Origin of the sequence: Paenibacillus sp. FSL L8-0708 (assembly GCF_038009325.1) — a bacterium.
In the GTDB taxonomy this organism is placed as follows: Bacteria; Bacillota; Bacilli; order Paenibacillales; family Paenibacillaceae; genus Paenibacillus_AQ; species Paenibacillus_AQ odorifer.
On the sequence record NZ_JBBPBC010000001.1, the window covers coordinates 5,031,590 to 5,056,593 of the forward strand.

Below are 25,004 nucleotides of genomic sequence, written 5' to 3' on the forward strand. Positions count from 1 at the left end.
TTTTAACCTATATGTAGAGAGGAAGTTATCGTATGGAATTCACACATCTATTTAGCAAGGGCACAATCGGAAATATGGAGCTTAAGAACCGGGTCATTTTACCAGCGATGGGCACGAAAATGAACGCGCCGGGTGGATACGTCAGTGATCGTCTGATTGATTACCATGTAGCACGAGCTAAAGGCGGCAACGGCTTAAATACTGTAGAAGTAACAACTATTCACCCAACAGCGGCCTCCGATGATGCTCCTGCCCTTTATGATGATAAATTCATTCCAGGTATGGCTCAATTAGCATTAGCTATTCGAGAGGCAGGAGGCAAAAGCTGTCTACAGTTATGGCATGGAGGTAAAGTAACTCCCAACCTAATTCAGGTCTCCTCTTCACCTGTTCCGTTTGAAGGCGTGACTCATATACCACGTGAACTAGCGCATCATGAAGTCGGTGAGATGGTTCAAGCTTACGCAGATACAGCATTACGTGCGAAGAAAGCCGGATTTGACAGTGTGGAATTCCATGCCGGCCATGGTTATTTGCCCCAACAATTTCTAAGTCCTGCAATGAATTTTCGTCAGGATGAGTACGGCGGTTCTTGGGAGAATCGCTGCCGCTTCCCGCTGTCTTGTATCCGGGCTATCCGGAAAGCGGTTGGACCTGGGTTCCCTATCTTGATGAGAATCTCTGCGATTGAGGATCTACCGGGCGGACTTACACTGGAAGATATGAAGCTCTTCTCAAAGCTCGCTGAAGAAGCTGGAATTGATGCTATTAATGTATCTCGTGGGGTCCCTGCTGGCGCTGCAATTAAATATGAAGTACCGCCGATCGATTTACCTGTAGGCTTCAATGTAGATAACGCAGCACAAATTAAATCTGTGGTTAACATCCCTGTTATTGCCGTAGGCCGTATTAATGATCCAGCAATTGCAGACCGGATTATTGCGGAGGGTTTGGCTGATTTTGTAGCCATTGGGCGTGCGCAGCTGGCAGATCCGGAATTCTGCAATAAAGCTTTAGCCGGACGTGCAGACACGATCGTTAAATGTGTGGGGTGCGACCAAGGCTGCTTCGATGGATTCGTGAATCCTAATGTTCCATTTATCAGCTGTGTGTTTAATCCTGCAACCGGCCGTGAAAGTGAATATGAATTGCAGCAAACGGGTATCCCCAAAAAAGTACTTATTGCTGGTGGTGGCCCTGGCGGATTAGAAGCAGCTGTCACCCTGAAACGACGTGGGCATCATCCAATATTATGCGAAAAAAATGACATTCTGGGCGGACAGCTTTATATTGCCGGTGCCGCACCACGTAAAGAGGAAATGGCTGCAGCCGCTCTGAATATGGGAGAAACCGCTAAACGTGAAGGTGTAGACATTCGAATGAATACAGAGGTTACACCTGAATTAATCCAAGAAATTGCGCCAGATGAGGTCATTCTTGCAATCGGATCTTCTCCTATTATTCCGCCTGTGGAAGGCATCGACAGTTCACATGTGGTCAATTCACATGATGTGTTATGGGGAACGGTTCATCCAGAAGGAAGAGTCGTTATTATCGGCGGTGGTTTAGTGGGGCTTGAGGTCGCAGAACTGCTTGTAGAGCGCGGACATCAAATCACTGTAGTTGAAATGCAAGCTGATGTTGCTAATGATCTAGGGCTTCTGCGGAAAATCTGTGTCATGGAAAGTCTATATGGACATGGCGTTGAATTAATGACCAACAGCAAATGTATGGCGATTCAAGGGGATAGCGTAATTGTTGAAAAAGACGGCGAACGTCACAGCCTACCTGCTGATTATGTAATAATTGCTGTAGGTTCACGCGCCCTCAACAAACAAATCCTTCAGGATTTCTTGGAGGAAAGCTCCATCCCTTATCATGTAATTGGCGATGCGGTGCAAGCGCGTAGAGCGCTGAATGCGATTTGGGAAGGCGCTGAATTAGCTAGACGAATCTAATTAAGCTAACTATATGCTTCATCAAAATAACCCGGCAGGTCCGCCCTGCCGGGTTATTTTTTATTCAGAGTGCATCCGTGAGCGGTTATTCGGTAATCGGTAACCATTCGCCATTCACCCCTCACCCCTCACCCCTCACCCCTCACCCCTCACCCCTCACCCATTATGCCGTTCGGACTCAGGAGACGCTATTGAGCTAAAAATAGCCTTTTTACGAATCTATCGGACCCAGATGCCGCTATTCCGCAAAAATAGGGGTCAAAAGAGGTGCTGCGACGGGAATAACTGCATTGGAGTCCGAAAAACTCAGCAAATTAGCATTTAGGTGCTAATAAGCGCAACGGTGTCCGTTAGCGAGAAAGAAGCACACAAAAGAATGGTAAGAAAGATGAAAATGGTGAGAATAGTGAGAATAGTGAAATACTCATCTCAATGAACCACTCACATTCATTTTGAGTACTGGCAGCCCAATAAATGCGGCATATCGCTCAGCTTCTTTAAGTACCAACTTTTCCGTATCGCCCAGATCGGCAAAAGGATGGATCATAATCTCAATCCCCTTGGTCTTTAGGGTTCTTTTCCATTTACCCACCACCTGACCCTCCACAACAATCGTCGGAAGAAAAACACCATTATTCCCCGGAACTATTAAAGGAGCAACGTCGGGCTCTAGAACGGCACTTCGGTCTTTATAACCCAGAATGTACTCATCAAAACCCGGAAGCAGATGAACGCCCGAGTCCTCAGCAGCTGGCTCTAGCCGATGAGCAGACATCCAATACTCACTGCCATCAATAACCTCTGATTGCAGTTGACTTTTGGCCGCTTCCAGACCTCTTCTAGCATCGGTAAGGGTGATGCCTGCCCACCAAGCAAAATCTTGAACAGTTGCTAAACCATGTCCGGTGAAATATCTCCGAGCGAGTTCATACAATGACTCATCGTAAGAAAGTTCTCGAAACTGTGGCACCCATTCCTCTAACAAAACAATCGTTTGCTGCTTACCATTCATCGGTCCGAAACAAATCAACCCTTGGTACGCAACATTCCACAACATATGATAACCACGCTGGTTCCCTGTGTGAATACCTTCTTCTTCTATAAGTTGAAGTAGAAGTGCACGATCTAGCTGCTTTCCACCTTGTAAAGCATTAACTATAATATGTCTACAACGTTCTAGTGTCTGATCATCTAGCCCAAGCTCTGCATTCCGCCGCTTTGTTTGTCCTGCTAAACGCGGCACAGATAGCTGATGCATCCACTTTACATCTTCCGGTGGGACAAAATGAAGCGTACCTCGCAGCGTCCAATTCAGAATCATCTTACGATCAGCGATAGCACGCTCTATATCAGCTAAACTCGAAGAGGGAGTACGTAACCCGATCGCCCACATCGCCTGCATGTAATCCTGCGCCTGTACTGCCCCTAATTCTTTAACGACCTGTTCGGGCTTGATTAGCTTGGAATCAACGATCTTCTGGTTGTATAAACGTTGCGCAGCTATCATTTTATTCGTCACACTTTGCCTCCTTAAGTGATCCTTCTCAAACCATCGTTTAACCTTATTGGAATAATTTTAATATAATTTTTTCCAATCTCATAGTTTTTCTTATTTCTTAGCTGTGGCCCGTCTTACGGCTGGTGCGACTACCGATCCCAACAAATCAATGATTTGCTCAACCTGAGCATAAGGTAAACCACCAATATCAATCTGAGCCAGAAAACGATTGTGTCCGTACAGCTCATGTTGATAAAGGATTTTTTCAATGACCTGTTGTGGACTGCCTACGAGCAGCGCATTTCTCACACTCATGGCTTCAGCAAATTGGTCTTTAGGGTACGCTGATCCACGAAGCTCTTTCATCATGTGATTTAAATATGGGTAATAGTTACGGAATGCTTGCTGTGAATCTTTATCGATATATAAAAGGGTGGTTGTACCCACCGGCAGCTCTGCCGGATTAAAACCTGATTGTGCGGCAACCTGACGATACATATTCACAGAGGTCTTGAACGCTGAAGCAGGTCCACCTAGAACAGCCAGCATCATCGGGATGCCCATTCTTCCTGCCTTAACTGCACTTGCCGGAGGTCCACCAACCGCTCGCCAGATAGGCAGTTTACCATTCAGAGGCTTCGGAAAAATCTCCATATCATTCAGAGCAGGACGGAATTGCCCTTCCCAGGTAATTCTTTTTTCGTTATTTATTTTCATAAGCAATTCAATCTTCTCTTCGAACAATTCTTCATAATCCCTCACGTCATATCCGAACAGTTCATAAGCTCCTAATCGTGATCCACGTCCAGCAACAATCTCTGCTCTGCCTCCGGATAACAAATCCAATGTCGAAAATTCTTCATGTACACGTACAGGATCCGCTGTGCTCAATACAGTCGCTGAACTGATAAGCTTGATTCGTTCCGTTGCGTTTGCTATAGCTCCAAGTACGACCGATGCTGCTGAAGTAATAAATTTCGCCTGATGACTCTCCCCCACTCCAAATACATCTAATCCAGCATCCTCTGCTAATTTGGCGGCAGCAATGATCTCTTGAATCCGTTGTCGTTCACTGATTGGTTTACCTGTTAAGGCATCTGCAACATGATCACCTAAAGTATATAAACCTATTTCTAAACCCTTATTCTCGTCGATTCTATATTGTTCCATCATGATGATGTCCTACTTTCTTAGCTGTATTATTGGATAGGATGAAGCTTCGATGCAATCTCTTCCCGGCGTTCTTCCAGAAAAGAAGGCAAGGTCAAATTCTCGCCCAATGTGTCAAAAGATTCATCAATCTCAAACCCTGGACCATCTGTAGCAAGCTCGAAAAGAATATGGTTCGGATCACGGAAATACAAGGAATGGAAGTAATAACGATCAATGACCCCTGTGTTCTTGAACCCTGCAGCTGTGATTTTAGCAGCCCATGCGGTTAATTCTTCCAGATCCTTCACTCTTATAGCCACATGATGGACACTCCCTCTTCCCGGTCTTTCCCGGTCTTGATCATTAACTTCTTTGAGCTGTAGCTCAGTGTACAAGCCGCCTTTAGCTGTTTCATAAATATCCACCATAACCTTCGGATCACCCATGGATGGAACTCTACGAACTTGTGTATAGCCTAAAATATCCTCCAAAACAGCCTTTGTACGGCTAGCCTCACGGACAGTCAATTCAACGGGACCCAATCCAACAATGGCATATTGTGGTGGAATATCATCAGTAATCCAAGGTTCTACCAGCTGAGTCACATTATCTTTTTCTGCGGAAACCAGATGAACCGTTAATTCATCACTATCCTGAAAAGTAAGCGAATTGCGCTCCTCTATACTTACGATAGCTTCATGAGCAACTTCAAATGTATCTAATCTGCTAGCCCAATATACTAAAGCCTCATCGCTAGGAACGAGAAGAGAGATTGCAGAAATACTGTTCGTTCCTTTCCGGGTCTGGCCTGCATTCGGCATTTCAAAAAAGGATACCTCGGTGCCTGGAGCGCCATTAGAGTTGCCATAGAATAAATGGTACATGGTTGGATCGTCCTGATTTACGGTTTTTTTGACAAGTCTTAGTCCCAGTACCTCTGTATAAAACCATAGGTTTTGTTTAGCGTCTTTAGTAATCATTGATACATGATGTTGTCCGGTTATTTGTGGTTGGCTCATTTTAATTTCCTCCTAATATGATTATGGTTTACTAGTAAACTGATGCTGAAAAAAGGAAGCTTTATTCAGAATAAAGCTTTTACAATACTACTGAACTCCTTGTGGAATTCGATTCTCATTCAGGCTATGGCGGTGAATCTTCTTAAGCATGCTGTAAAATACTTTCTTCTCGTCGTCCGTCAGTGGATCGAATAACGAAGCTTGGAAATCCGATTGCAAAGGAAGAACCTTCTCGATAAGCGCCTGGCCCTTTTCAGTTAAAGAAATATACTTCACCTTCCAATCCTGCTTGCGTTCAATCCATCCTTCTTTTTCTAATCTGCCAAGCATATGTGATACTCCACCTTTAGTAATGGTTAAATGCTCGGCCATTTCCATCTGTGTCACAGGCTGATGTAATAGTATTTGTACTAACGCATCAAACTGGCTAACCGTTAAATCAAACTGCTTCAAGAACTCATTGGAAAGATCGTTACTATTGTCATAAACTCTTACCAGCCGCAGCCAGATCAATAAGCTTAGTTTGTTGTCTTCAGTGAATCCATTGTCTCGCATTATGCCACATCCATTGCTTTGGAATTGGATCTATTTGATTATCAGTTTACTAGTAATCTGATATGAAGTCAAGTTTCGTATTAACTTAAGAAATAGAGAAGCACAGATAAACCATTACTAAACATGTGCGCGCCTATAGGCACTAATATATTTTTTCTTTTCTCATATAGGTAGGCAAAGATTAATCCAGCAGCCATATAGGAGAAGATATTCCACATTTCGTTATAGTTGCTCTGGAACACCACGGCTCTATAGACATGCTGGAAGCCAAATAAAAAGGAGGATATCAGATAAGCCAGAAGACGACTTTTCCTGCGGATCGTTCTATAAATGGTAACCCGATATACTAATTCTTCAATCACGGGGCCAATCCATACCACGTTCACTGTAAAAATAAATGGATACGAGGACAACATTGCCCGTAAATCCACCTCATTAACAGACTTTGTAATAGGATGAAAAATGGAAATTAGTGTGGGGATCAACATACTTCCGATGATAATAATCAAACAAAGTCCCCAAACCATCCATAACATATTACGGACCCAGTATTGTCCGAAATCTTGAATAGCTTGTTTATAGAATCTCCTAAAACCTATAATCACTCCTATGTAGATCAGACTATTCAACATTAAGGCCATTCGATTTTGTTGTTCTGGCTGCCAAATAAAAACATGGTTAAGAATTCCCATAACCGGCCTGATCAAGAGAATGGAGAACAATCCTAAAAAGTACATTACTGCTAATATAATGCCCAAGATCAATTGCCTTTTACTTAATTTTTCATCAATCATTATAATCTAATCCCCCAAGTAAAATTGTTAATAGACTGAATATCAACCATTTTAGCATTGGGAAATTTCATACGACTTAATGTAATCTTACATAGACCTTAAATTTGCCGGTTCAGCTCAATTATAATTTCAAACTGGTTATCTTGCGTATTCAGCTGAACAGTCCCTCCATGAGCAGCTATTATTTTTTGAACAATGAGTAACCCTAATCCAGAACCTGCCGGGTTCAAGGCTGATGGTTGGCCGTAATTAATAAAAGTAAGCTTGGCTCCATCATTCACCTTTTCCAGCACAGCTTGAAACGTAGAACCTTGCTCCTGATAAGCGATGGCATTATAAAGCAGGTTTGAGAATACTCGATTCATTCTTTTTTTATCAAACTGTAGAATTATTTCTTCTGGCTCGATTACAAAATCAGGGATCAGACCCGCAGCCTCAAGCTCGGGCAACATATGTATCATTTCTTCTCTCAAATATTCTGAGAAATCATCTGTTGTAACATCCAAGCGGAATTCGGGACTTTCCATTCTCGATAATTCAAACAAATCCTGAATCAATACATTGGCACGGATACTATTTTCGTATATTATTTTGGCAAATTCCAAATGTTCTATCCGACCGCTCCCCTGTTCTTTTAGTTCAAGCTCTGCGTAACCCATAATACTTGTTAATGGATTTTTTAAATCATGGGATATATCCAATATTAGATTTTTTCGATTGTTTTCACTCTGTTCTTTTAACGAGGTCTGGATCTGAATCACTTCTGCCATATGATTAAAAGCCTGCTCCAGTTGACTAAACTCCCGATTCCCGCCTACCTGCACTCTTGCTGAATAATCCCCATTCTTAACCTTTTCAACAGCAGCGGACAACTGGTCTAAGGGTTTAATGAAACTAACCGCCGTAATTCTCGCATAAATCATCGTGCTTAGAATCAGAATCAACAAATAACCTAACCCAATAAACCCAAGCATTTGAAGGGTATGATCCTGCATAGGTGAATCTGAATTCCAATGGAAACTGCCTGTCATTTTCACTTGTATAGGTAAAGAGACGATCAGCCAAAATTGTTCCTGCTCATTATATTCAACAGTGATCATATCTTTGTTAGCGCCAGTATTCATTAGAAAATCCGTAAATTCTTTGACACTAATCTGCTTGGACGTAAATGGATTGTTGCCAATGGAGTGTATGACTTCGTAATTGGAATTCACAACCTGTAAACTGCCCCCGACATCATTAACAACACTAGTGTCAATTCTTTGATAGTCATTTTGCATAAGCTTAGCAGCCGTTAACTGATTATAAATAATGTCCTTAGATCCCAGCCTGTTCATGCAAAACAAAGCAACAATCACCAATATCGTTATAACCGTTGTTATAAGAAAGATCGCGATATAGTTTTTTAACAATTGATAGGATATATTTTGTTTTCTCATCTTATTTACCTGGGTTGTAGAATTTGTAACCTAGTCCACGCACTGTAACGATATATTCGGGATGGTGTGGGTCCCGTTCGATCTTATTCCTTAGACGGCTGATGGTAACCATAATCGTATTATTATCACTATAGAAATCTTCTTCCCACGCCGCTGCATATAACTTTTTGGGCGTAAAAATTTGATTAGGACTCTGCATCAGACATTGTAACACCTTATATTCCTTGGCATTTAGAAGAACTGGACTTTCATTTATGTACAACATACATTCCTTTAAATTCAGCTTCAATTCTCTATGTTGGATTGTTTCTTCAGTTATCGATTGGCTGAGATCGTATACATTTCTTCGTCTCAGCTGCGCCTCAACCCTAGCCACAAGCTCTGAAGCACTAAATGGCTTCACCATATAATCGTCTGCTCCAAGGCCTAAGCCCACTATCTTATCAATTTCTTCACCGCGGGCAGTTAACAAGATAACCGGAATATGGCTTTTCTCTCTTATCCGTCGCAGCAGATTAAGCCCATCAAGCCTGGGCATTACAATATCCAGAATGGCAAGATTTATTTCATGTTGATTAACAACCTCTAAAGCCTCAATGCCATCCTTGGCTTCGAATACTCGATAGGATCGATCTTCTAAATGTATTTTCGCTAGTTTTCTTATATCAGCTTCATCTTCAGCAATCAGTATATTCATCGCTTAATTCCCCTAACTATTCTCAAATAGCTGAGTCTTTTCACTCAGTATAACTTGCCAATACCACTTCGGTATATAAAGCCTAAAGAATACATCTGGAACATCATGATTAAAATACCCATGGATCACCATAATCAAATCTATTAAAATCAATAATTCCAAGTTCCTCGACTTCGTAATGATCATACTCCCGTTTTTTCTGATCATAATGGGAAATCTCCGCCGTTCTCAACAATAACTCTCAGCCCTTATGAACCGGTTCAACTACCTCCCATGTAGAAGCATTCAGGATGTCACTAAAAAATGGAATCATTTCACGACCTCCTTTTAATCAAACTGCTTCACAAAATAGAAAAATTTTCTTATTTATTTCTCAGAAGATTATTTTATTCAATTGATGTTGGAACAACAATAGTGTATGATGCATAGTATAGATCGAATACTGTATGACACATAGTAAGTATAAACGACTTCGACGTCCTCTTAAGGACAGCAAGCGTCTAAACCAAAAATATAAGAACAATTTATAAGAGATTATAAATCCTTATATTTTAAATAATGAGGTGGGTGAATGAGTACTTTATTAAATTCTTTAATCACAGAGCTTAGAAGAGGTACGTTAACGCTAGCCGTTTTAAGTCAATTACGAACGCCCCAGTATGGATATTCGCTCGTTCAATTGTTGGAGGAATCCAGCATCATCATCGATCAAAGCACCCTATATCCATTACTTCGCCGATTAGAGAAACAGGAATTAGTGACGAGCAGCTGGGACACATCCGAGAGCAGACCCCGTAAGTATTATGTTCTAAGTGACTATGGCGTAGAGATTTTTTTACAGCTAAAGGAAGAATGGCTTAAGAATTCGAAAGAACTCTACGGCCTATTACAAGGGGAGGATGACCATGAAGCTGATTGAGATTTACATTCATGAAGTTACTCGGAGGTTACCAGAACAAAATCGGGAAGACATCGCATTAGAATTACGCTCAACCATCGAGGATATGTTACCGGATGATTATGACGAAAAAGAGGTAAAAGCCGTCCTTGCAAAATTGGGCAATCCAGCTATTTTAGCTAGTGAGTACCGCGATCAGCCCATGTATCTCATCGGCCCACGCTATTTCGATTTATATGTTACGTTATTAAAAATGATTATACCCATCGCTGTAGTTGTTTCTTTAATCGCTCTGGTTGCTGATTACTTGATTGGCTACAGCGGCGATAAAACAGTTGCGGATATTGTTACTGCAGTTATAAGTACAGGAATTGGAACCTTCCTTGAAGTAGGCATCCAAGTCTTTTTCTGGATAACTGTTGTGTTCGCTATTATCGAACGGGCGGATAAAGGAAAGGAAGGTCATCCTCTTACTACAAAATTAAGGAAATGGACTCCTGATGATTTGAAGGATATCGCGCTTGTCCATAAGAAAAAAGCAATTACAAGCTTCGAAGTGTTCGGAAGTTTACTGTGGACTGCCATTTGGGCTACTGTTTATTTTAATGCTGAACACCTGATCAGAGTCTATAGAGGCGGTGAAGGCGCACTTAACTTCGTGGCCCCAGCTTTTAATCAGCATGTATTACTTGATTATTGGCCTATTATTCTTATTGTGATCGGATTAGAAGTCGCGTTAACTATATATAAATTAATCAAGAGACAATGGACTAGAGAATTAGCATTATGTAATACGGTCCTTGAGCTCATTGTACTTATTGTATTCGCTGTTATCCTTATAAATCCGAGTGTATTTAACCAAGAATTTATTAATTACATGTCTAATTTATTAAACACTACAGCTAACCAATTTGAAACGGGACTAGTAGGTGGAGGAATAGCAATCTTGATTTTAGTCGCGGTCCTCAATATATATGAGGGCTTCCGCAAGGCTCGCCTTTAGTATTCACAGAACGGCGATTCTCCTGTTATTTGGAGAATCGCCGCTTTGTTTTCTGACTCGTTGAATGCCTGCTTCAAATGCTTCAACAACTTCAACATTGTCACCCCCCTCTGAGAGTTGCGGACCCAGATGACGTTATTTGCACATTTTCTGCCTTTGGAACAGGGCTTCGGATTCCAATGACGCTATTCCCTAGAATCAGCTCCATATCGGGGGTGTTTCAAGCCAATAACGACTATGCAGTCCGTTGGCATCCCAAAAGTGCGATATTTCTGGGTTTAGAGTCATCTGTGTCCGATAGGTGTTTCGTATGTGCAAATGTTGGCGAAGAATACGAAAAAAAGGAGTTGTCTCAGCAGCCATTCAGGGCATATGGGACAACTCCTTCTGATTTAATTAAATAGTTCAAGCTCGATAACCGTATCCATCTCATCAGGTAACATCGCGCCTTTTAATGTAATAAAAGCTCCACCGTCAACATCCGAATATTCCTCAGCCATCCACGGCACCTCCACCTTTAGCTCGGTACCATCACGTAGTAATCTAGCCTTATTAATCTTCCCTTTCAAGCCTTGGAAATAGATCGGGCCAATTCCACGGTCGTAGACATGCGCATACAATTTATTGCCCTTTTGCGTATAACGTCCCCACTCTGGCTTAGGTAGCAAAGACTTCCCGCATCCATAAATACTATCTCCATTAAGGCGCATCCACTCCCCAACTTCGTCAAGGATAACCAGGGATTCCCGCGTCATTTCACCTTTGGCATCTGGTCCAACATTGAGGAGCAGGTTACCATTCTTACTGATACATTCGACCATCGTACGGATGACTTGCTTGGTCGATTTATAATTCTTATCCTCGGAATGATAACCCCAGTTGTCATTCAGGGTAATGCAGGCTTCCCAAGGGATGGATTGCCCGTTTACGTCAACAATGCCGCCAGGCGGAATGATCTGCTCGGGGGAGAAGAAATCTCCAGCATACTCCTCAGGTTCTGCCGCACGAATATTGCCACCTAATCGATTGTCGATAATAATATCAGGTTGTATGGAACGAATCATCCGGATAAGCTCCGTCGCCTTCCACTTCTCCCCTGTCATATTATCGTAGGAGAAGTCAAACCACATAATGTCGATTTTACCGTAATTGGTGAGCAGTTCCTTTACTTGCCCATGCATATACTCCAAGTATCTATCGAAATCAATCGGCTTATCTTTGACCGCTTCGTTATCCCGATCAGGATGTGCCTTATCTCCATAACCGGGATAATCCTCATGGTGCCAGTCTATGATAGAGTAATATAGACCTACTGCAATCCCTTCAGCACGGAAAGCGTCTACATATTCCCGCACTAGATCACGCCCAGCAGGCGTATTAGTCGCTTTGAAATCAGTCAGCTTACTATCGAACAGACAGAACCCGTCATGATGTTTGGTCGTAAGCACAGCATATTTCTGACCCGCAGCTTTGGCTGCACTTGCCCATTTCTTCGGGTCATATCGAGAGGCGTCAAATTCATCGAAATACGTCATGTAATGCTCTCTACTCATCCGCTCGTTGCCGCGTATCCATTCCCCTCTAGCAGGAATTGAATATAATCCCCAATGGATAAACATCCCGAACCTATCCTGTAAGAACCATTTCGTTCTTTCTTCTCTTGTACCCATCTCTCCAACTCCTCCGTTAATGAAAGCTGTGATCAATCATTCACTCCACCTAAGTGGTATGAAATAATGCAGCTGCTCCAATTAGGCCTACATCGTCTTTGAGCGCGGCAGGTTCAATTGTAAAAGTACCCTTATAAGGATCCATGACAAATAGCTCCGTCTTCTCCACCAGTGCAGGGAATAACAAATCTCCAGCCTTACTCACGCCTCCACCGATCACGATCCGATCAGGATTGAACGTATGTACTGCATTGGCTAGACCTAGTGCCATATAATGAATACTCCGGTCAATAACCTCGACGGCCACGGGATCGTTAAGTGCCATGGCTTCAAATACGTGCCGCGAAGTAATTTTTTCTCCATTTATATTAGCCAGTTCCGTAATCATCGACGGTCTGCTCTCCATACTTCGCAGCGCCATATCCCGAATCGCTGTGCCCGAAGCGAAAACTTCCCAGCAGCCAAATCTTCCACAGCTGCATTCCGTTCCGTTCGGGTCAATAATATTATGACCTAGTTCACCAGCAAATGAATTTTTGCCAAGAAGCAGCTTGCCGTCAATGACGATACCTGCTCCAATCCCTGTGCTAAAGGTAACATAAACCATGTTGTCTGCACCTTTGCCAGCACCTCGGACATACTCGCCCCAAGCCGCAGCGTTCGCATCATTCACTACCTTTACTTCAACGCCTAGCTCCAACTCCATCCAGTGCTTCAGTGGAACATTGTCCCACTCCGGAAGATTGGTGCCGTGAATAACGATCCCGTCCTGGCTATTTACAGCTCCGGGAGAAGCCAGACCCACTCCTGTGAGTGGTCGCCCTTCGGATACGGAGCGGATCATATCGATCATTCGCTGCACCACTTCTTTAGCGGTACGCGCCCCAGCCGTTTCCATCAATTCCCGTTTCAACACGGTCCCCTTTGAATCAAACAATGCTGCGGCAATTTTTGTGCCTCCTAAATCGATTCCAACTACGTAGCTCTCAACCTTCTGCATAACCCATTCACCTTTTCACTATCTATTATTAGCCGTTAGAATGAATACTCTCCGCTAACGCCCGTAAGGCTGCTGGATCGATTGGCGACAAAGCATCTTTGTCATAACGTACAGCCGACCCAAAATGTACTTCTGTTACTCCAGTCTGATGTATAAATGAAGTAATACCTTCCGGCTTCAGACCGCTTCCAGCCAGTATACTTACCGATTTACCCCTTGATTCCTCGACTAGCTTCCGCATAGCAGGAATAGCTTCAGGTGCCGGACCTGGCCCGGCAGAAGTGAGCACACGCGTAATTTGCGGATACTTACAAAGCGTTCGATAACCTTCAATTTGATCCTTCAACTCATCAAAAGCACGGTGGAAGGTAACTTGCAATCCCTCGGTCAACGGCAATAATGTTTCAAGCGCTCGCTCGTCGATAGTCCCTTCCGGGGTTAACGCACCAAGCACAATCCCCGCCGCACCGCTGGCTGCAATTTGCTTTATCTCTGCTGCCATGGTCAAAATGTCATACTTTGAATAGCAAAAAGAACGGCTGTGCGGGCGAACCATAACAAACGCAGGAATGTTAACCGATTTGGCAACTTGTTGCACCAATCCTATCCCTGGTGTTAATCCGCCTTCCGTAATCGCAGTAATGAGCTCCAGGCGGTCAGCCCCGTTCGCTTCTGCTGTAAGGGCATCGTCCATACAGGTAGCGATGACTTCCAATCTCATAACTTTCCTCCACTCTTCCGGTTGTTATTGTTGTGCCTGTTTCATGACATAATCAGCGAGCAGTCGGGCACCATAGCCCGTTGCTCCAGCTTCTGAATACCCCACATCCTGTTTGTACTGAACCGTCCCAGCCATATCAATATGAACCCAGCTCAGCGATTCCGCTACAAAACGCCGTATAAAAAGCGCTGCTGTAATCGCACCTGCAAAAGGTGAAGTACTAACGTTGCGCAGATCAGCGTAATTGCTTCGAAGATCGACTTCGTATTCATCCATAAGCGGCATGGGCCACAGTCGTTCTCCATTGCGCTCACCGATTTCGACGAGGCTCTGCGTCATCTCTCCATCACCCCATATGCCGGCGATACCTAATCCTAACGCTGCGCCAACATTTCCAGTAAGTGTTGCAATATCAATGACCTTAGTTGCCCCGATATTTGCTGCATGAATAAGAGCATCCGCGATAATAAGCCGCCCCTCGCCATCCGTATTTGCAACCTGAACCGTCAGCCCATTAGGATAGCGTATAACAGACGATGGCAGCATTGCTTCAGCATCTGGTACGTTATCAACAACGGGGATCAACGCGGTCACATTTACATGAGCTTGATTCCGCACTAAAATATCCAGCGCCCCAAGAACAGCTGCTGCGCCACCCATGTCCATACGTGCATCGCTAATATCACTTGCGGTCTTAACATTCATCCCACCCAAATCGAAGGTAACACCTTTACCCACCAATGCCAGCATTGGCAATTCAGGGTTACTCTCATAGCGAATTTCAACGAGGGCTGGGGAGTGTTTACTGCCAGCTCCAACCGCCAGCAACCCATTCATCTGTAGGTCAACCAGCTCCTGCCCCCGGTAGACATGAACTTTCACTGCTGCGTTATCACGCTCGAAATATTCGACCATCCATTCTGCGAACCGATCCGGATTTAGAGTCCCGGGCACCTCATTCACCAGATCGCGAGCAACTACTGCTCCTTCAGCGCGCATGCGGCCAGTACTTAGTACAACTTCCAGTTCAGGCTTAGTCAGTTCAGGCCAATCGGCTGTCTGGAGCAGCAAATCAACTGAAATGTCTATTTTAGTAACGCCACGATAGGTTTGAAAACGATATAATCCAAGAAGCCAGCCTTCAATCCATGCTTGCAGCTCATCCGCAGCGGAAATATTACTTTCTGCTGTCCTACGAACAAATGAAGCTGAATTTCGTCCTTCTCTTAGAGCTGTACGGGCGGCAGATCCCGCTGCTCGGCGAACTTTCTCAAGCGTAAGAGCCCGGCGTTTTCCCATTCCAATTGCTATCACATCGGACTCTTCCTCAGAGCGAGCATATAACCATGTCACACTGCCACTCTGTTTGTGAGCTTCTCCCAGCCGAAGAGGAAATGGCTCCTCTTCATAGGCTAAGTAGATAAGCGTATCCGCCCCATTAGCGGAATCGAACAAGATATTCATAGCTGTCCCTTCTTTTCCGTAAAGTGTACTCACATTTAAAATTATCGTTCTAGTTTCAACATTTCTTCATCAAACAGATGACAAGCGAGCTCATGACCGGGTTCAACTTCCCGGAATACAGGCACATGTTGCTTACAGATTTCCATACAGGAAGGGCATCTTGTATGAAAACGACAGCCCGTCGGCGGATCAACTGGACTTGGAAGATCCCCTTTTAGAATAATGCGTTCCTTCTTCAAGCTTGGATCGGGCACAGGAACTGAAGATAGCAGCGCTTGGGTGTAAGGATGCAAGGGACGGTCATACAATGTATCCTTATCAGCCGTCTCCACAAGAGAACCCAGATACATAACCCCAATTCGATCACTAATATGCTCGACCACACTGAGATCATGAGAGATGAATAAATACGTCAGGCCATATTCCTCCTGCAAGTCCTGTAACAGATTCAACACTTGGGACTGAATCGATACATCCAGCGCTGACACGGGTTCATCCGCCACAATTAGACTTGGGCGAACGGACAGAGCCCGGGCAATCCCAATCCGTTGCCGCTGTCCACCGCTGAACTCAAACGCGAATCGCTCGGCGTGGAAACTGTTCAATCCAACGGTCTCTAGCAGTTCGCAAGCTAGTTTATCCCGTTCTTTAGAGGACAGCTTTGTATGAATAAGCAGGGGTTCGGCGACAAGATCCTTCACCTTCATGCGGGGATTAAGTGAAGCATAAGGGTCTTGAAACACCATCTGCATATCTTTGCGCAGAGGCCGCATCTGGTTGTCTGAGATATGGCTAATATTTTGTCCCTTAAACCATACTTCTCCATGATTGGGTTCCAGTAAGCGAGTCACCAGCCTGCCCGTAGTCGATTTTCCACAGCCACTTTCACCTACAAGGCTGAACGTTTCTCCCTTACGAATGGCGAATGAAATCCCATCAACGGCGTGTAAATATTTAGTCGTTCCGAAGAAGCCCTTCTTCACAGAAAACAACTTCTTCAAACCCTTAACCTCAATTAATGGAGTCTCTTTCATAAACATCCCGCTCCTTCCGTGTCCTCCTGCTGTGTAAGCCAACAACGGCTTTTGCGCTCTAGCCCCTCAATCGGAAGTAGCTCAGGTTCTTGCGACAGACAACGCTCCATGGCAAATTCGCAGCGTGGCGCAAACTTACAGCCGGCAGGCATTTGTGAAAGGTCTGGCACATTCCCTTTTATAGACTCCAAGCGATGTACATTCTGGCGCAGCTTAGGTACCGATTGAATCAATCCCTTGGTATACGGATGTTGCGGTCTGGCGAACAGCTCCTGAACAGAGGCTTCTTCCACCACACGACCAGCATACATAACAACTACCCGGTCACATAATTCCGCAACTACTCCAAGATCATGGGTAATGAGCAGCATTCCCATATCCTGTTCATCTTTCAACTGCTTCATCAGATCAAGAATTTGCGCTTGAATCGTTACATCGAGTGCGGTCGTGGGTTCATCGGCAATCAACAGCTTTGGATGACAAGACATGGCCATTGCAATCATAACCCGCTGTCTCATCCCGCCGGATAGTTGATGCGGATATTCATCGATTAATTCCTCTGCGCGAGGGATACCTACAAGCCGCAACATATGAATCGCATGCTCACGAGCCTTCTTGCGTCCATAACCCAAATGCAGTCTAATCGGCTCTGTTAATTGCAGCCCAATCCGCAGCACTGGATTAAGAGAGGTCATCGGCTCCTGAAAAATCATTGCCAGATCATTTCCCCGGATTTGGCGCATCTCCTTCTCAGAAATCTTCGTCAAGTCCTTTCCTTCAAAACGCACAGAACCTTCAGAAATTCTGCCCGGCGTATCTTTAAGCAACCGCATGATCGATAATGAGGTTACACTTTTGCCACAACCAGATTCACCAACCAGGCCTAGCACTTCACCTTTTTTAATAGCAAAGTCTACCCCCGCAACCGCAGTTATACTTCCATCGCCGCGTTTGAACTCCGTTTTCAGCCCTTGTACATCCAACAAATGTTGAGTCATGTCTTGTCCCTCCTTAGTTTTTCATTTTGGGATCAAGAGCATCACGCAGTCCGTCCCCGACCAGGTTAAATGCAAGTACTGTTAAAAAGATGGCTATCCCCGGAAAATAAACGATATGTGGAGCAATACTTAAATAATCACGTCCCATACTTAACATTGCGCCCCAATCGGGCTCTGTTGTTTTTGCACCCATTCCGAGAAAGCTCAATGATGCAGCGGCCAAGATCGCTCCGCCAATCTTCATGGATAGATTAACGATAATGCTGGGCACGGTCTCAGGAAAAATATGACGCCAAATAATCCGGCGATGCTTCGCTCCCATGGAACGAGCCGCTTCCACAAACAATGTTTCTTTCGCAGACAGCGTTACGCTCCGAATAATTCGGGCGAACGATGGAGTACCAAAGACTGCAACTGCGATAACAACGTTGGATAGACCCGGACCGAGAATGGCGACGATCCCAATGGCAAGCAGCAAGTCAGGAAAAGAAAATAGTACATCACTGCCACGCATAATTATCCGATCTAGCCAACCGCCATAATATCCGCTTAACAGACCTAGGATAGTTCCAAGTACACCTGCGATTAAGACGGAACTGAGACTGACCGCTAAGGTTAAGCGAGTACCATCAATCAGACGGCTTAGAATATCACGGCCATATTCGTCTGTCCCGGCCCAATGTGCAGCAGAAGGACCTGCCATAAGAGCATCGTAGTTTGGTTCATCAGGATTATACGGGGTCAGAAATGGCCCGAAAATTGCAATTAGGAATAGCAATATAATAAAAAATGCGGCCACAAGGGGCATCTTTTGTTTACTGAACTTACGTAAAAAAACACCCATACGGCCTTTTGTTTTCTCCGGGGCCAGTACCTCTCCGGGTAATGGAGATTTTGCTCCCATCACCGCCGAATTGTCACTCATGATATCCCTCCTGATCCTAAATTCACCCTATAAATCTATTGAAATTCTGCTTCTTAGTCGCATTAGCTACTGAGAAAACCTTATTTTCGGATTAAGAACACCATACAATAAATCTACTAATAGATTGATAAGAATAAATTGTGTAGCAAACAGAAGCAGTAAGGCTTGAATGACTGTATAATCCCGGAACAAAATGGAGTCTACTAGCAGCCTGCCAAGACCCGGAATACTGAATACCGTCTCAACCATTACAGAGCCGCCGAGCAGGAACCCAAACTGAAGTCCAGCTACGGTAACCACCTGAATCAAAGAGTTGCGCAGCGCATGCCTGCCGATAACAACATACTCGCGTAAGCCTTTTGCACGTCCTGTACGGATATAATCCTCCCGAAGGGTCTCCAGCATAGATGACCTAGAATAACGGGCCAACATAGACATAATTCCCATCCCGAGTGTAATGGAAGGAAGAATATAGGACTTCCATGAATCAACACCACCCGTTGGAAACCAACCAAGCTCTACCGAGAAAATTTGAATGAGTACCAAGCCTAACCAAAATCCAGGAATAGACATCCCTGAAATGGCTGTCAACGTCCCTAAATGATCCGGCCACCGATTGCGATAAACGGCTGAAACCACGCCAATTAGAAGACCAATAATTAGAGCCCAGGCCATACTAAGAAAAGTCAGCCACAACGTAGGCATTACTCTGCTTTCCAGCATGTCAGTAACCGGGATCCCTGAACGGATCGAATTGCCCAGATTCCCACTTAGCAGATCACCCATGTAGTTTATGTATTGCTTCCACAAAGGCAGATTGAGACCCAGCTGCTCCTGAATTCCACGAATCTCTTCAAGCGTAGCATCTTTACCGGCAATAAGTCGGGCTGGATCGCCTGGGATTAAGTGAATAAACAAAAAGACAAGCACCGATACAATGAACAACAGCGGAATAACCCCGAGGAGTCTTTGTAAAGCATATCTACCCAACTCATAAGCCCCCTTCAGTATCGACAAATGATTTAGTGAGGCCGCTTCCCACCATACTACAGAAGCGGCCTCGTTCATTTCTTGGGATATTAAACCTAACGTTTGTTTAGCATTATTTCACTTCTGCATTCAGGACATTAATGGAACCATCCGGGAAGACCTTAACTCCTTCCAGATACGATCTTTTGCCTGAGATGATTTGGTCGACGCCCATGAATGCCCATGGAGCATCTTCCCAAATTGTTTTTTGAATATTGCCATAGATGGATTTAGCCGCTTCTGGATCAACAGATTTATTCGCCTCAGCGATCCATTTGTCTACATTTTCATTTTTGTAATAGGCTGTATTTGAGCCAGCAGGCGGGAACATTTCACTACTGAACAACCCTCTGGTTGCACCATCTGCATCACCTGAAGACGGAGACCAGCTGACATACCACATTTGAATTTTTGCTTCTTCTGGTGTCTTAGCAGAGTTAATTTGGTCGGACAATGTGCCGCCTTCCATGGATTTCACGTCTACCTTAATCCCTACAAGTGCTAGCTGTTGCTGAATAAATTGCATCCCCTTCATAGTTTCGGATTCATTTTCACCCCAAATTTCGGTTTCGAATCCATCAGGATATCCTGCTTCAGCAAGCAATTGTTTAGCTTTTTCAATGTCATAGTCATAACCTGTTTGCGGGGAATAGTATTGTGTTTTGGAAGACATCGTGGAATCAAGCTTAGCACCAAGACCCGATTTCACAACTTTGATATAAGCTTCTTTATTGATAGCATAGTTAATGGCTTGACGAACCTTCACATCATCAAAAGGTTTTTTCATCGTATTTAACGTTACATAACGGACAATTGTCGAATCGATGGTATCTACAGTAATTCCTTCAAGACCTTCAACCTCAGATACTTGCTCCGTTGGCATTGGATAAATAAAATCTGCCTCGCCGGTTTTTAGCATGGCTATCCGTGATCCATTCTCTGGCACAGGTCTAAAGGTCACACTATCCACTTTTGGCAAGCCCGCTTGCCAGTAATCAGGGTTCTTAACGACAACCAAGCGGTCGCCTTGCACCCATTCTTTGAACTTAAATGGTCCCGTCCCTACAGGATTTTTCGAAATATCGGTGCCATTTTCTTCTAAAGCTTTCGGACTAATAATAGGTGCCATAGCTACTTTATTTAAAAATGCGTTGTACGGCTCACTGAGTGTAATAACCACGGTTTTAGCATCAGGAGTCTCCACTTTCGCTACCTTTGCGAAGCTTTTGCGCAGTCTCAGATTGTTCTTCTCATCTTGAATACGGGCGATGTTTACTTTAACCGCTTCAGCATTAAAGTCAGTACCGTCTTGGAATTTAACATTCTCTTGCAGCGTGAACGTGTAGACCAAGCCGTCTTCACTTATGGAATGGCTTGCGGCAAGAACAGGAACCACGTTCATATTCTCGTCAAAACCCATCAGACCTTCGTACATCGTTCTGGCAGCGCTGATTGAATGCGTATCGCTTGCGTTATGAGGGTCCAGCGTAATAAAGTTAGAATTGATGGCAATTACAATGTCTTTATCATTCTTTGTAGTTGGGGTGCTAGTTTCAGTTCCACCAGCAGTATTGCCGTTTTGTCCCTCGTTGCTCGCTTTGTTGCCGCACCCTGCAGTCACTACTACTGTAATAAGCAGCAGCATGAACATTGACCATACTTTTCCTTTTGCTTTCATTTTTTACACTCCCCTATTCAAACGATGTATTAGAAAAGCTTCTAGTCCGATTAATCACCAAACTTGAAGATTATTCTTGACCTTATGCTCTAGATCTCCCATTGAAATACAGCACGGCGTTCGCCGACTACAGTACCGCCATCATTAACAATCGTGTTAGGCACGAGTGCATATAGGCGATCAATTGTGTCTTGATTGCTGTAACCAATACGTTCTAGAATCGATGCGATAATACATGGCCAGACTTGTTCTGATCCGTCGGATACTTTCAGTGATATACCCATTCGTTCCTTACGGAGTCCGATACCGTATACCCCTTTTGCTCCACCCTTAGCCGTCAGATTGTCATCCTTCAGGAGCTCTGAGCATACAAATTTCGTGTCAGCAATCATAACCGGGTTATCGTTCATAAGTTTTGCAATGGCAGCGGTTGCGTTACGTATATCCGTATCCTCAATTAAATCGGGACACGCTAGCTTTAGATAGGAATAAGCGATTTTATGAAGCGGAAGTGCGAAGATAGGAAGTCCACAGCCATCAATACCTTGCGGGATGGACGCTTTGGGAACTTCAGCGATATAAGCCATCATCTCAAGAATCTCCTGTTGTACAGGATGGTTAGGATCGTAATAAGTGTTTATATCCCAACCCATATATTTGCTAAGGCCCATTAACCCTGCATGTTTGCCTGAGCAGTTATGAAAGATTTTACGAGTGGGTTCATTTGCCCGGTGACGTTCTGCTTTGGCTTCTTCATTCAGCGGGTATGTAGAGCAGCAATGTAGTGACTCTTCTTTTAATCCCATTTTCTGAAAAAGAGCTTCAAGCGCTTCAATATGGAAGACTTCTCCCCGGTGTGAAGCGGTAAACAGCGAAGCTTCTTTACTTGTCAAACCATATACTTCATCGATCCGGCGTTTCATTACCGGCAAAGCTTGGAATGGCTTAGCAGCAGAGCGAAGATAAGTCATATGCTCCGGATCGCCTGCTTTGTACAAAATGTTGCCCTTCTCATCAACTACACTAACTGCACCATAATGCACATTCTCCAGCAGGCCACCACGATATTCTTCTACCAATGTTGTAAATCCCATCTGTACAACCTCCCCAGTAGTAGTTAATTTAATCTAAGGCAAAAAATCGATTCTGCGATAAAAGTCCCGATCCGATAATTACACCCTTCTCATTCAGCAACGAGCGATGAATCGTAAAGGAACCACGAAGCGGCTCCCAGGTAAAGCGCGAGAGGTACAGCTGCTCAACTTCTTCGTATATATCCGGGAATTTGTCCACGAGTTCTCCACTTAAAATCACGCTGTCGGGGTTATACATGCATACGACATTATTAATGGTGATGGCCATATACATGAGTGCACGGTCGATCAAGTGAATCGCCCATTGTTCTCCTGCATGTTTTGCTGCGAATAACTCCTCAATCGTACGGATCGGGCGAATCCGATTAGCTTCAGATAATAAAGAACTGATATTTATATAGGTCTGTAAACAGCCCGCTTTGCCGCACTCACACATCATTCCGTTAGGATCTACTGTCGTATGCCCAATTTCACCCGCACTGTTCATCACCCCTCGATAAATCTCTCCCTCGAGAATCATCGCAGAACCCACGCCTTGACCGAAACCCAATAATGCCGTACGGCTTGAGCCGACTGCGGCTCCTTTAAGATGTTCAGCAAGAGCCCTTACTTTCAGCTCATTGTCCACAGCGATTTCAAAACCTGTCAGCTCTTTCAAGCGTTTGGCTAACGGCACATTTTTCCATCCTAGCTGAACAGAGAAGACAACAATTCCTTCTTCGTTATTCACAATGCCGGGAAGTCCAACGCCAATACCCACGATACGTGTTCTGTCAATCACATGCTGCTGGAACAATTGCTCAATGGCTTCATGAATCCGTTCCAGCGTTCCATCCGGGCTTTCGTCTGGTGTACGGGGAAATTGACTACTGCAGATAAGCTGTCCTTGTAAGTCCACAATTCCAATAGACATAAGACTGCGATCCAGTTCAACGCCAACCGATAATACAGAAGCGTCCATCATACCTATTAACGTTGATTTCCGACCTAATCCTGATGATACCTGCTCTGAATCGAGTAAATATCCTTCCTCCGTCAACTCTCCGACAATTCGACTTACAGTCGTAGGACTCATACCAGTCTGTTTAGCAATAGAAGCGCGAGAAATCGGTTGTTGATTTTTTATAATTTCGAAAACCGTTAAACGATTTTGTCGCTTCATAAAATCCTGATCGTGCTTTTTCACGGGCATTCTCCTAATTATTTTCTCCAGTGCATTAATTGGATTAATAAACCACAAAAATAAGAAATTATTTGCAAATAAAGCGCTGATAATGTATTCTTTGATTTAAATTTTAATTTAGTTTCTCCAGTGATGGGATTAATGATAAAGGGTCATGGTTTATGTGTCAATATAAATGACATATTTTTTATTTAAAAATAAATGTAAGCGGTTAACGAAAGATAACCAACACAAAAACCACTCAATATATAACACAGACATAACATATAAGCCCATGAATTAGCATTTAATTTGAATCTTGAACCTATTAATTGGAACAGAAAGACTGAAAGTGGTATTTTGCTTGGATTAATGTGAGGGTGTGTGAATCGATGGTAAATTGAAGGTAACACTCGCATCAAAAGGAAACTCTCAAAAAGGAGGTAGCTTTTGATGCGAAGTGAGTTAGTTACATCGAAGGTGCTAAAAAATCATTGAAACTCAACGGTCTTAACCGCTGCGTCCTCTTGGATCATCGATAACAATTGTACTGGATTAAATGATTCAGGCAATCTTACAACGATTTCTACGTTTAATTCGGATTCTACACTGTTATTTTCAGCATGAAAACTTAGAACAGCGATTTTGTGTTCTTTAAGCAACTCTTGAATTCGGCCCATAGCGCCTTCTGTGTTAGCTAGACTTATAACGAGCTGTTGGGTTTTTGGTGCGGCCAGCCAGCTATTACGACTGTGTAAGATCTTTTGCCCAAGTAAAATGATTATCGTTGCTCCTACGCCAAGAATATAAAGACCAGACCCTATAGCCATGCCCACTCCGGCTGTTGCCCAAATCCCTGCAGCAGTAGTGAGCCCTTTGACTGTGTGTCTTTGCATAAAAATCATTCCTGCGCCCAAAAAACCTACTCCGCTTACTACCTGAGCAGCTATCCGAGCGGGATCAAGAGAAAGATTAGGCCAATCCGCTTGATCCTGAAACCCATATTTGGAGATGACCATCATGAGTGCAGCACCTAAGGCCACAACAAAATGTGTTCTAACTCCAGCTTCTTTCATCCGGCTTTTGCGTTCATATCCAACTAATACGCCACAAATTCCCGCGCCAATTACACGAAGCAAATACTCAAACTCCATACCTTCACCTTCTTTCATCATGATATGTATGTTGGATTAGTACCACGTAGGATAAATTCGAT

At 43.9% G+C, this 25,004-nt stretch carries 23 protein-coding genes; 3 read left to right on the top strand and 20 right to left on the bottom strand.

Translation table 11 applies throughout. From position 1 onward, the window contains the following. Positions 1-32 precede the first annotated feature (32 nt). Positions 33-1,958, top strand: a complete 1,926-nt coding sequence (baiCD, locus tag NYE58_RS24065; RefSeq protein WP_341003188.1) for a bile acid Fe-S flavoenzyme BaiCD — start codon at positions 33-35, stop codon at positions 1,956-1,958. 424 nt (positions 1,959-2,382) lie between these two features. On the opposite strand, the gene NYE58_RS24070 is transcribed toward baiCD, so the two are convergent. The 8 genes from NYE58_RS24070 to NYE58_RS24105 all read right to left on the bottom strand — a co-directional run bounded on the left by NYE58_RS24070 (position 2,383) and on the right by NYE58_RS24105 (position 9,344). Continuing rightward, positions 2,383-3,477 (bottom strand): winged helix DNA-binding domain-containing protein, encoded by a 1,095-nt coding sequence (locus tag NYE58_RS24070; protein WP_341003190.1) that lies wholly within the window; start codon positions 3,475-3,477, stop codon positions 2,383-2,385. A 90-nt stretch (positions 3,478-3,567) separates the two neighbouring features. Then, positions 3,568-4,629 (bottom strand): LLM class flavin-dependent oxidoreductase, encoded by a 1,062-nt coding sequence (locus tag NYE58_RS24075; protein ID WP_217696585.1) that lies wholly within the window; start codon positions 4,627-4,629, stop codon positions 3,568-3,570. A 26-nt stretch (positions 4,630-4,655) separates the two neighbouring features. After that, entirely contained in the window at positions 4,656-5,627 is a 972-nt protein-coding gene (locus NYE58_RS24080; protein WP_076281476.1) for a ring-cleaving dioxygenase, read from the bottom strand. A gap of 87 nt (positions 5,628-5,714) precedes the next feature. Next, on the bottom strand, positions 5,715-6,182 hold the full coding sequence (locus NYE58_RS24085; RefSeq protein ID WP_076219998.1) for a MarR family winged helix-turn-helix transcriptional regulator: 468 nt from the start codon (positions 6,180-6,182) through the stop codon (positions 5,715-5,717). Between the two features lie 80 nt (positions 6,183-6,262). Next, on the bottom strand, positions 6,263-6,976 hold the full coding sequence (locus NYE58_RS24090) for a CPBP family intramembrane glutamic endopeptidase (RefSeq protein ID WP_076306958.1): 714 nt from the start codon (positions 6,974-6,976) through the stop codon (positions 6,263-6,265). Between the two features lie 98 nt (positions 6,977-7,074). Beyond that, on the bottom strand, positions 7,075-8,415 hold the full coding sequence (locus NYE58_RS24095) for a sensor histidine kinase (RefSeq protein ID WP_341003195.1): 1,341 nt from the start codon (positions 8,413-8,415) through the stop codon (positions 7,075-7,077). 1 nt (position 8,416) lies between these two features. Next, positions 8,417-9,112, bottom strand: coding sequence for a response regulator transcription factor (locus tag NYE58_RS24100; protein ID WP_076276081.1), 696 nt, complete (start codon positions 9,110-9,112; stop codon positions 8,417-8,419). A gap of 109 nt (positions 9,113-9,221) precedes the next feature. Further along, complete coding sequence (locus NYE58_RS24105; protein ID WP_341003197.1) at positions 9,222-9,344, bottom strand: hypothetical protein; 123 nt, start codon at positions 9,342-9,344, stop codon at positions 9,222-9,224. A gap of 339 nt (positions 9,345-9,683) precedes the next feature. Here NYE58_RS24105 and NYE58_RS24110 point away from each other — a divergent pair, with 339 nt between their 5' ends. Continuing rightward, positions 9,684-10,031 carry a PadR family transcriptional regulator gene (locus NYE58_RS24110; RefSeq protein WP_076129886.1) on the top strand — a complete coding sequence of 116 codons (348 nt, stop codon included), beginning with the start codon at positions 9,684-9,686 and terminating at the stop codon, positions 10,029-10,031. After that, the gene (locus NYE58_RS24115) at positions 10,018-11,013 is read left to right on the top strand and encodes an HAAS signaling domain-containing protein (protein ID WP_076129887.1); all 996 of its coding nucleotides are present in this window, start codon (positions 10,018-10,020) and stop codon (positions 11,011-11,013) included. Before NYE58_RS24110 ends, NYE58_RS24115 begins: the two co-directional genes overlap by 14 nt. A 392-nt stretch (positions 11,014-11,405) precedes the next feature. On the opposite strand, the gene NYE58_RS24120 is transcribed toward NYE58_RS24115, so the two are convergent. The 12 genes from NYE58_RS24120 to NYE58_RS24175 all read right to left on the bottom strand — a co-directional run bounded on the left by NYE58_RS24120 (position 11,406) and on the right by NYE58_RS24175 (position 24,963). After that, positions 11,406-12,683 (bottom strand): alpha-L-fucosidase, encoded by a 1,278-nt coding sequence (locus NYE58_RS24120; RefSeq protein WP_076129888.1) that lies wholly within the window; start codon positions 12,681-12,683, stop codon positions 11,406-11,408. 49 nt (positions 12,684-12,732) lie between these two features. Then, complete coding sequence (locus NYE58_RS24125; RefSeq protein ID WP_076219993.1) at positions 12,733-13,683, bottom strand: ROK family protein; 951 nt, start codon at positions 13,681-13,683, stop codon at positions 12,733-12,735. A gap of 28 nt (positions 13,684-13,711) precedes the next feature. Then, a complete protein-coding gene (locus NYE58_RS24130) occupies positions 13,712-14,404 on the bottom strand; it encodes a copper homeostasis protein CutC (RefSeq protein ID WP_076219992.1) in 693 nt (230 codons plus the stop codon). 24 nt (positions 14,405-14,428) lie between these two features. After that, positions 14,429-15,868, bottom strand: coding sequence for a leucyl aminopeptidase family protein (locus tag NYE58_RS24135; RefSeq protein WP_341003200.1), 1,440 nt, complete (start codon positions 15,866-15,868; stop codon positions 14,429-14,431). 41 nt (positions 15,869-15,909) lie between these two features. Then, a complete protein-coding gene (locus NYE58_RS24140) occupies positions 15,910-16,902 on the bottom strand; it encodes an ABC transporter ATP-binding protein (RefSeq protein ID WP_139332068.1) in 993 nt (330 codons plus the stop codon). Continuing rightward, positions 16,899-17,900: an ABC transporter ATP-binding protein gene (locus NYE58_RS24145; protein ID WP_076129893.1), complete on the bottom strand. Its 1,002-nt coding sequence runs from the start codon at positions 17,898-17,900 to the stop codon at positions 16,899-16,901. The genes NYE58_RS24140 and NYE58_RS24145 overlap by 4 nt, the downstream gene beginning before the upstream one ends. 13 nt (positions 17,901-17,913) lie before the next feature. After that, positions 17,914-18,744, bottom strand: coding sequence for an ABC transporter permease (locus NYE58_RS24150; protein ID WP_370510612.1), 831 nt, complete (start codon positions 18,742-18,744; stop codon positions 17,914-17,916). A 147-nt stretch (positions 18,745-18,891) separates the two neighbouring features. After that, entirely contained in the window at positions 18,892-19,815 is a 924-nt protein-coding gene (locus NYE58_RS24155) for an ABC transporter permease subunit (protein ID WP_036689023.1), read from the bottom strand. Between the two features lie 112 nt (positions 19,816-19,927). Continuing rightward, positions 19,928-21,532 (bottom strand): glutathione ABC transporter substrate-binding protein, encoded by a 1,605-nt coding sequence (locus tag NYE58_RS24160; RefSeq protein ID WP_076141089.1) that lies wholly within the window; start codon positions 21,530-21,532, stop codon positions 19,928-19,930. Positions 21,533-21,621: 89 nt separating this feature from the next. Then, positions 21,622-22,626: an asparaginase gene (locus NYE58_RS24165; protein ID WP_341003203.1), complete on the bottom strand. Its 1,005-nt coding sequence runs from the start codon at positions 22,624-22,626 to the stop codon at positions 21,622-21,624. A 28-nt stretch (positions 22,627-22,654) separates the two neighbouring features. Then, complete coding sequence (locus NYE58_RS24170) at positions 22,655-23,812, bottom strand: ROK family transcriptional regulator (protein WP_076276077.1); 1,158 nt, start codon at positions 23,810-23,812, stop codon at positions 22,655-22,657. Between the two features lie 467 nt (positions 23,813-24,279). Continuing rightward, positions 24,280-24,963, bottom strand: coding sequence for an MgtC/SapB family protein (locus tag NYE58_RS24175; protein ID WP_244886359.1), 684 nt, complete (start codon positions 24,961-24,963; stop codon positions 24,280-24,282). Positions 24,964-25,004: the final 41 nt, after the last annotated feature.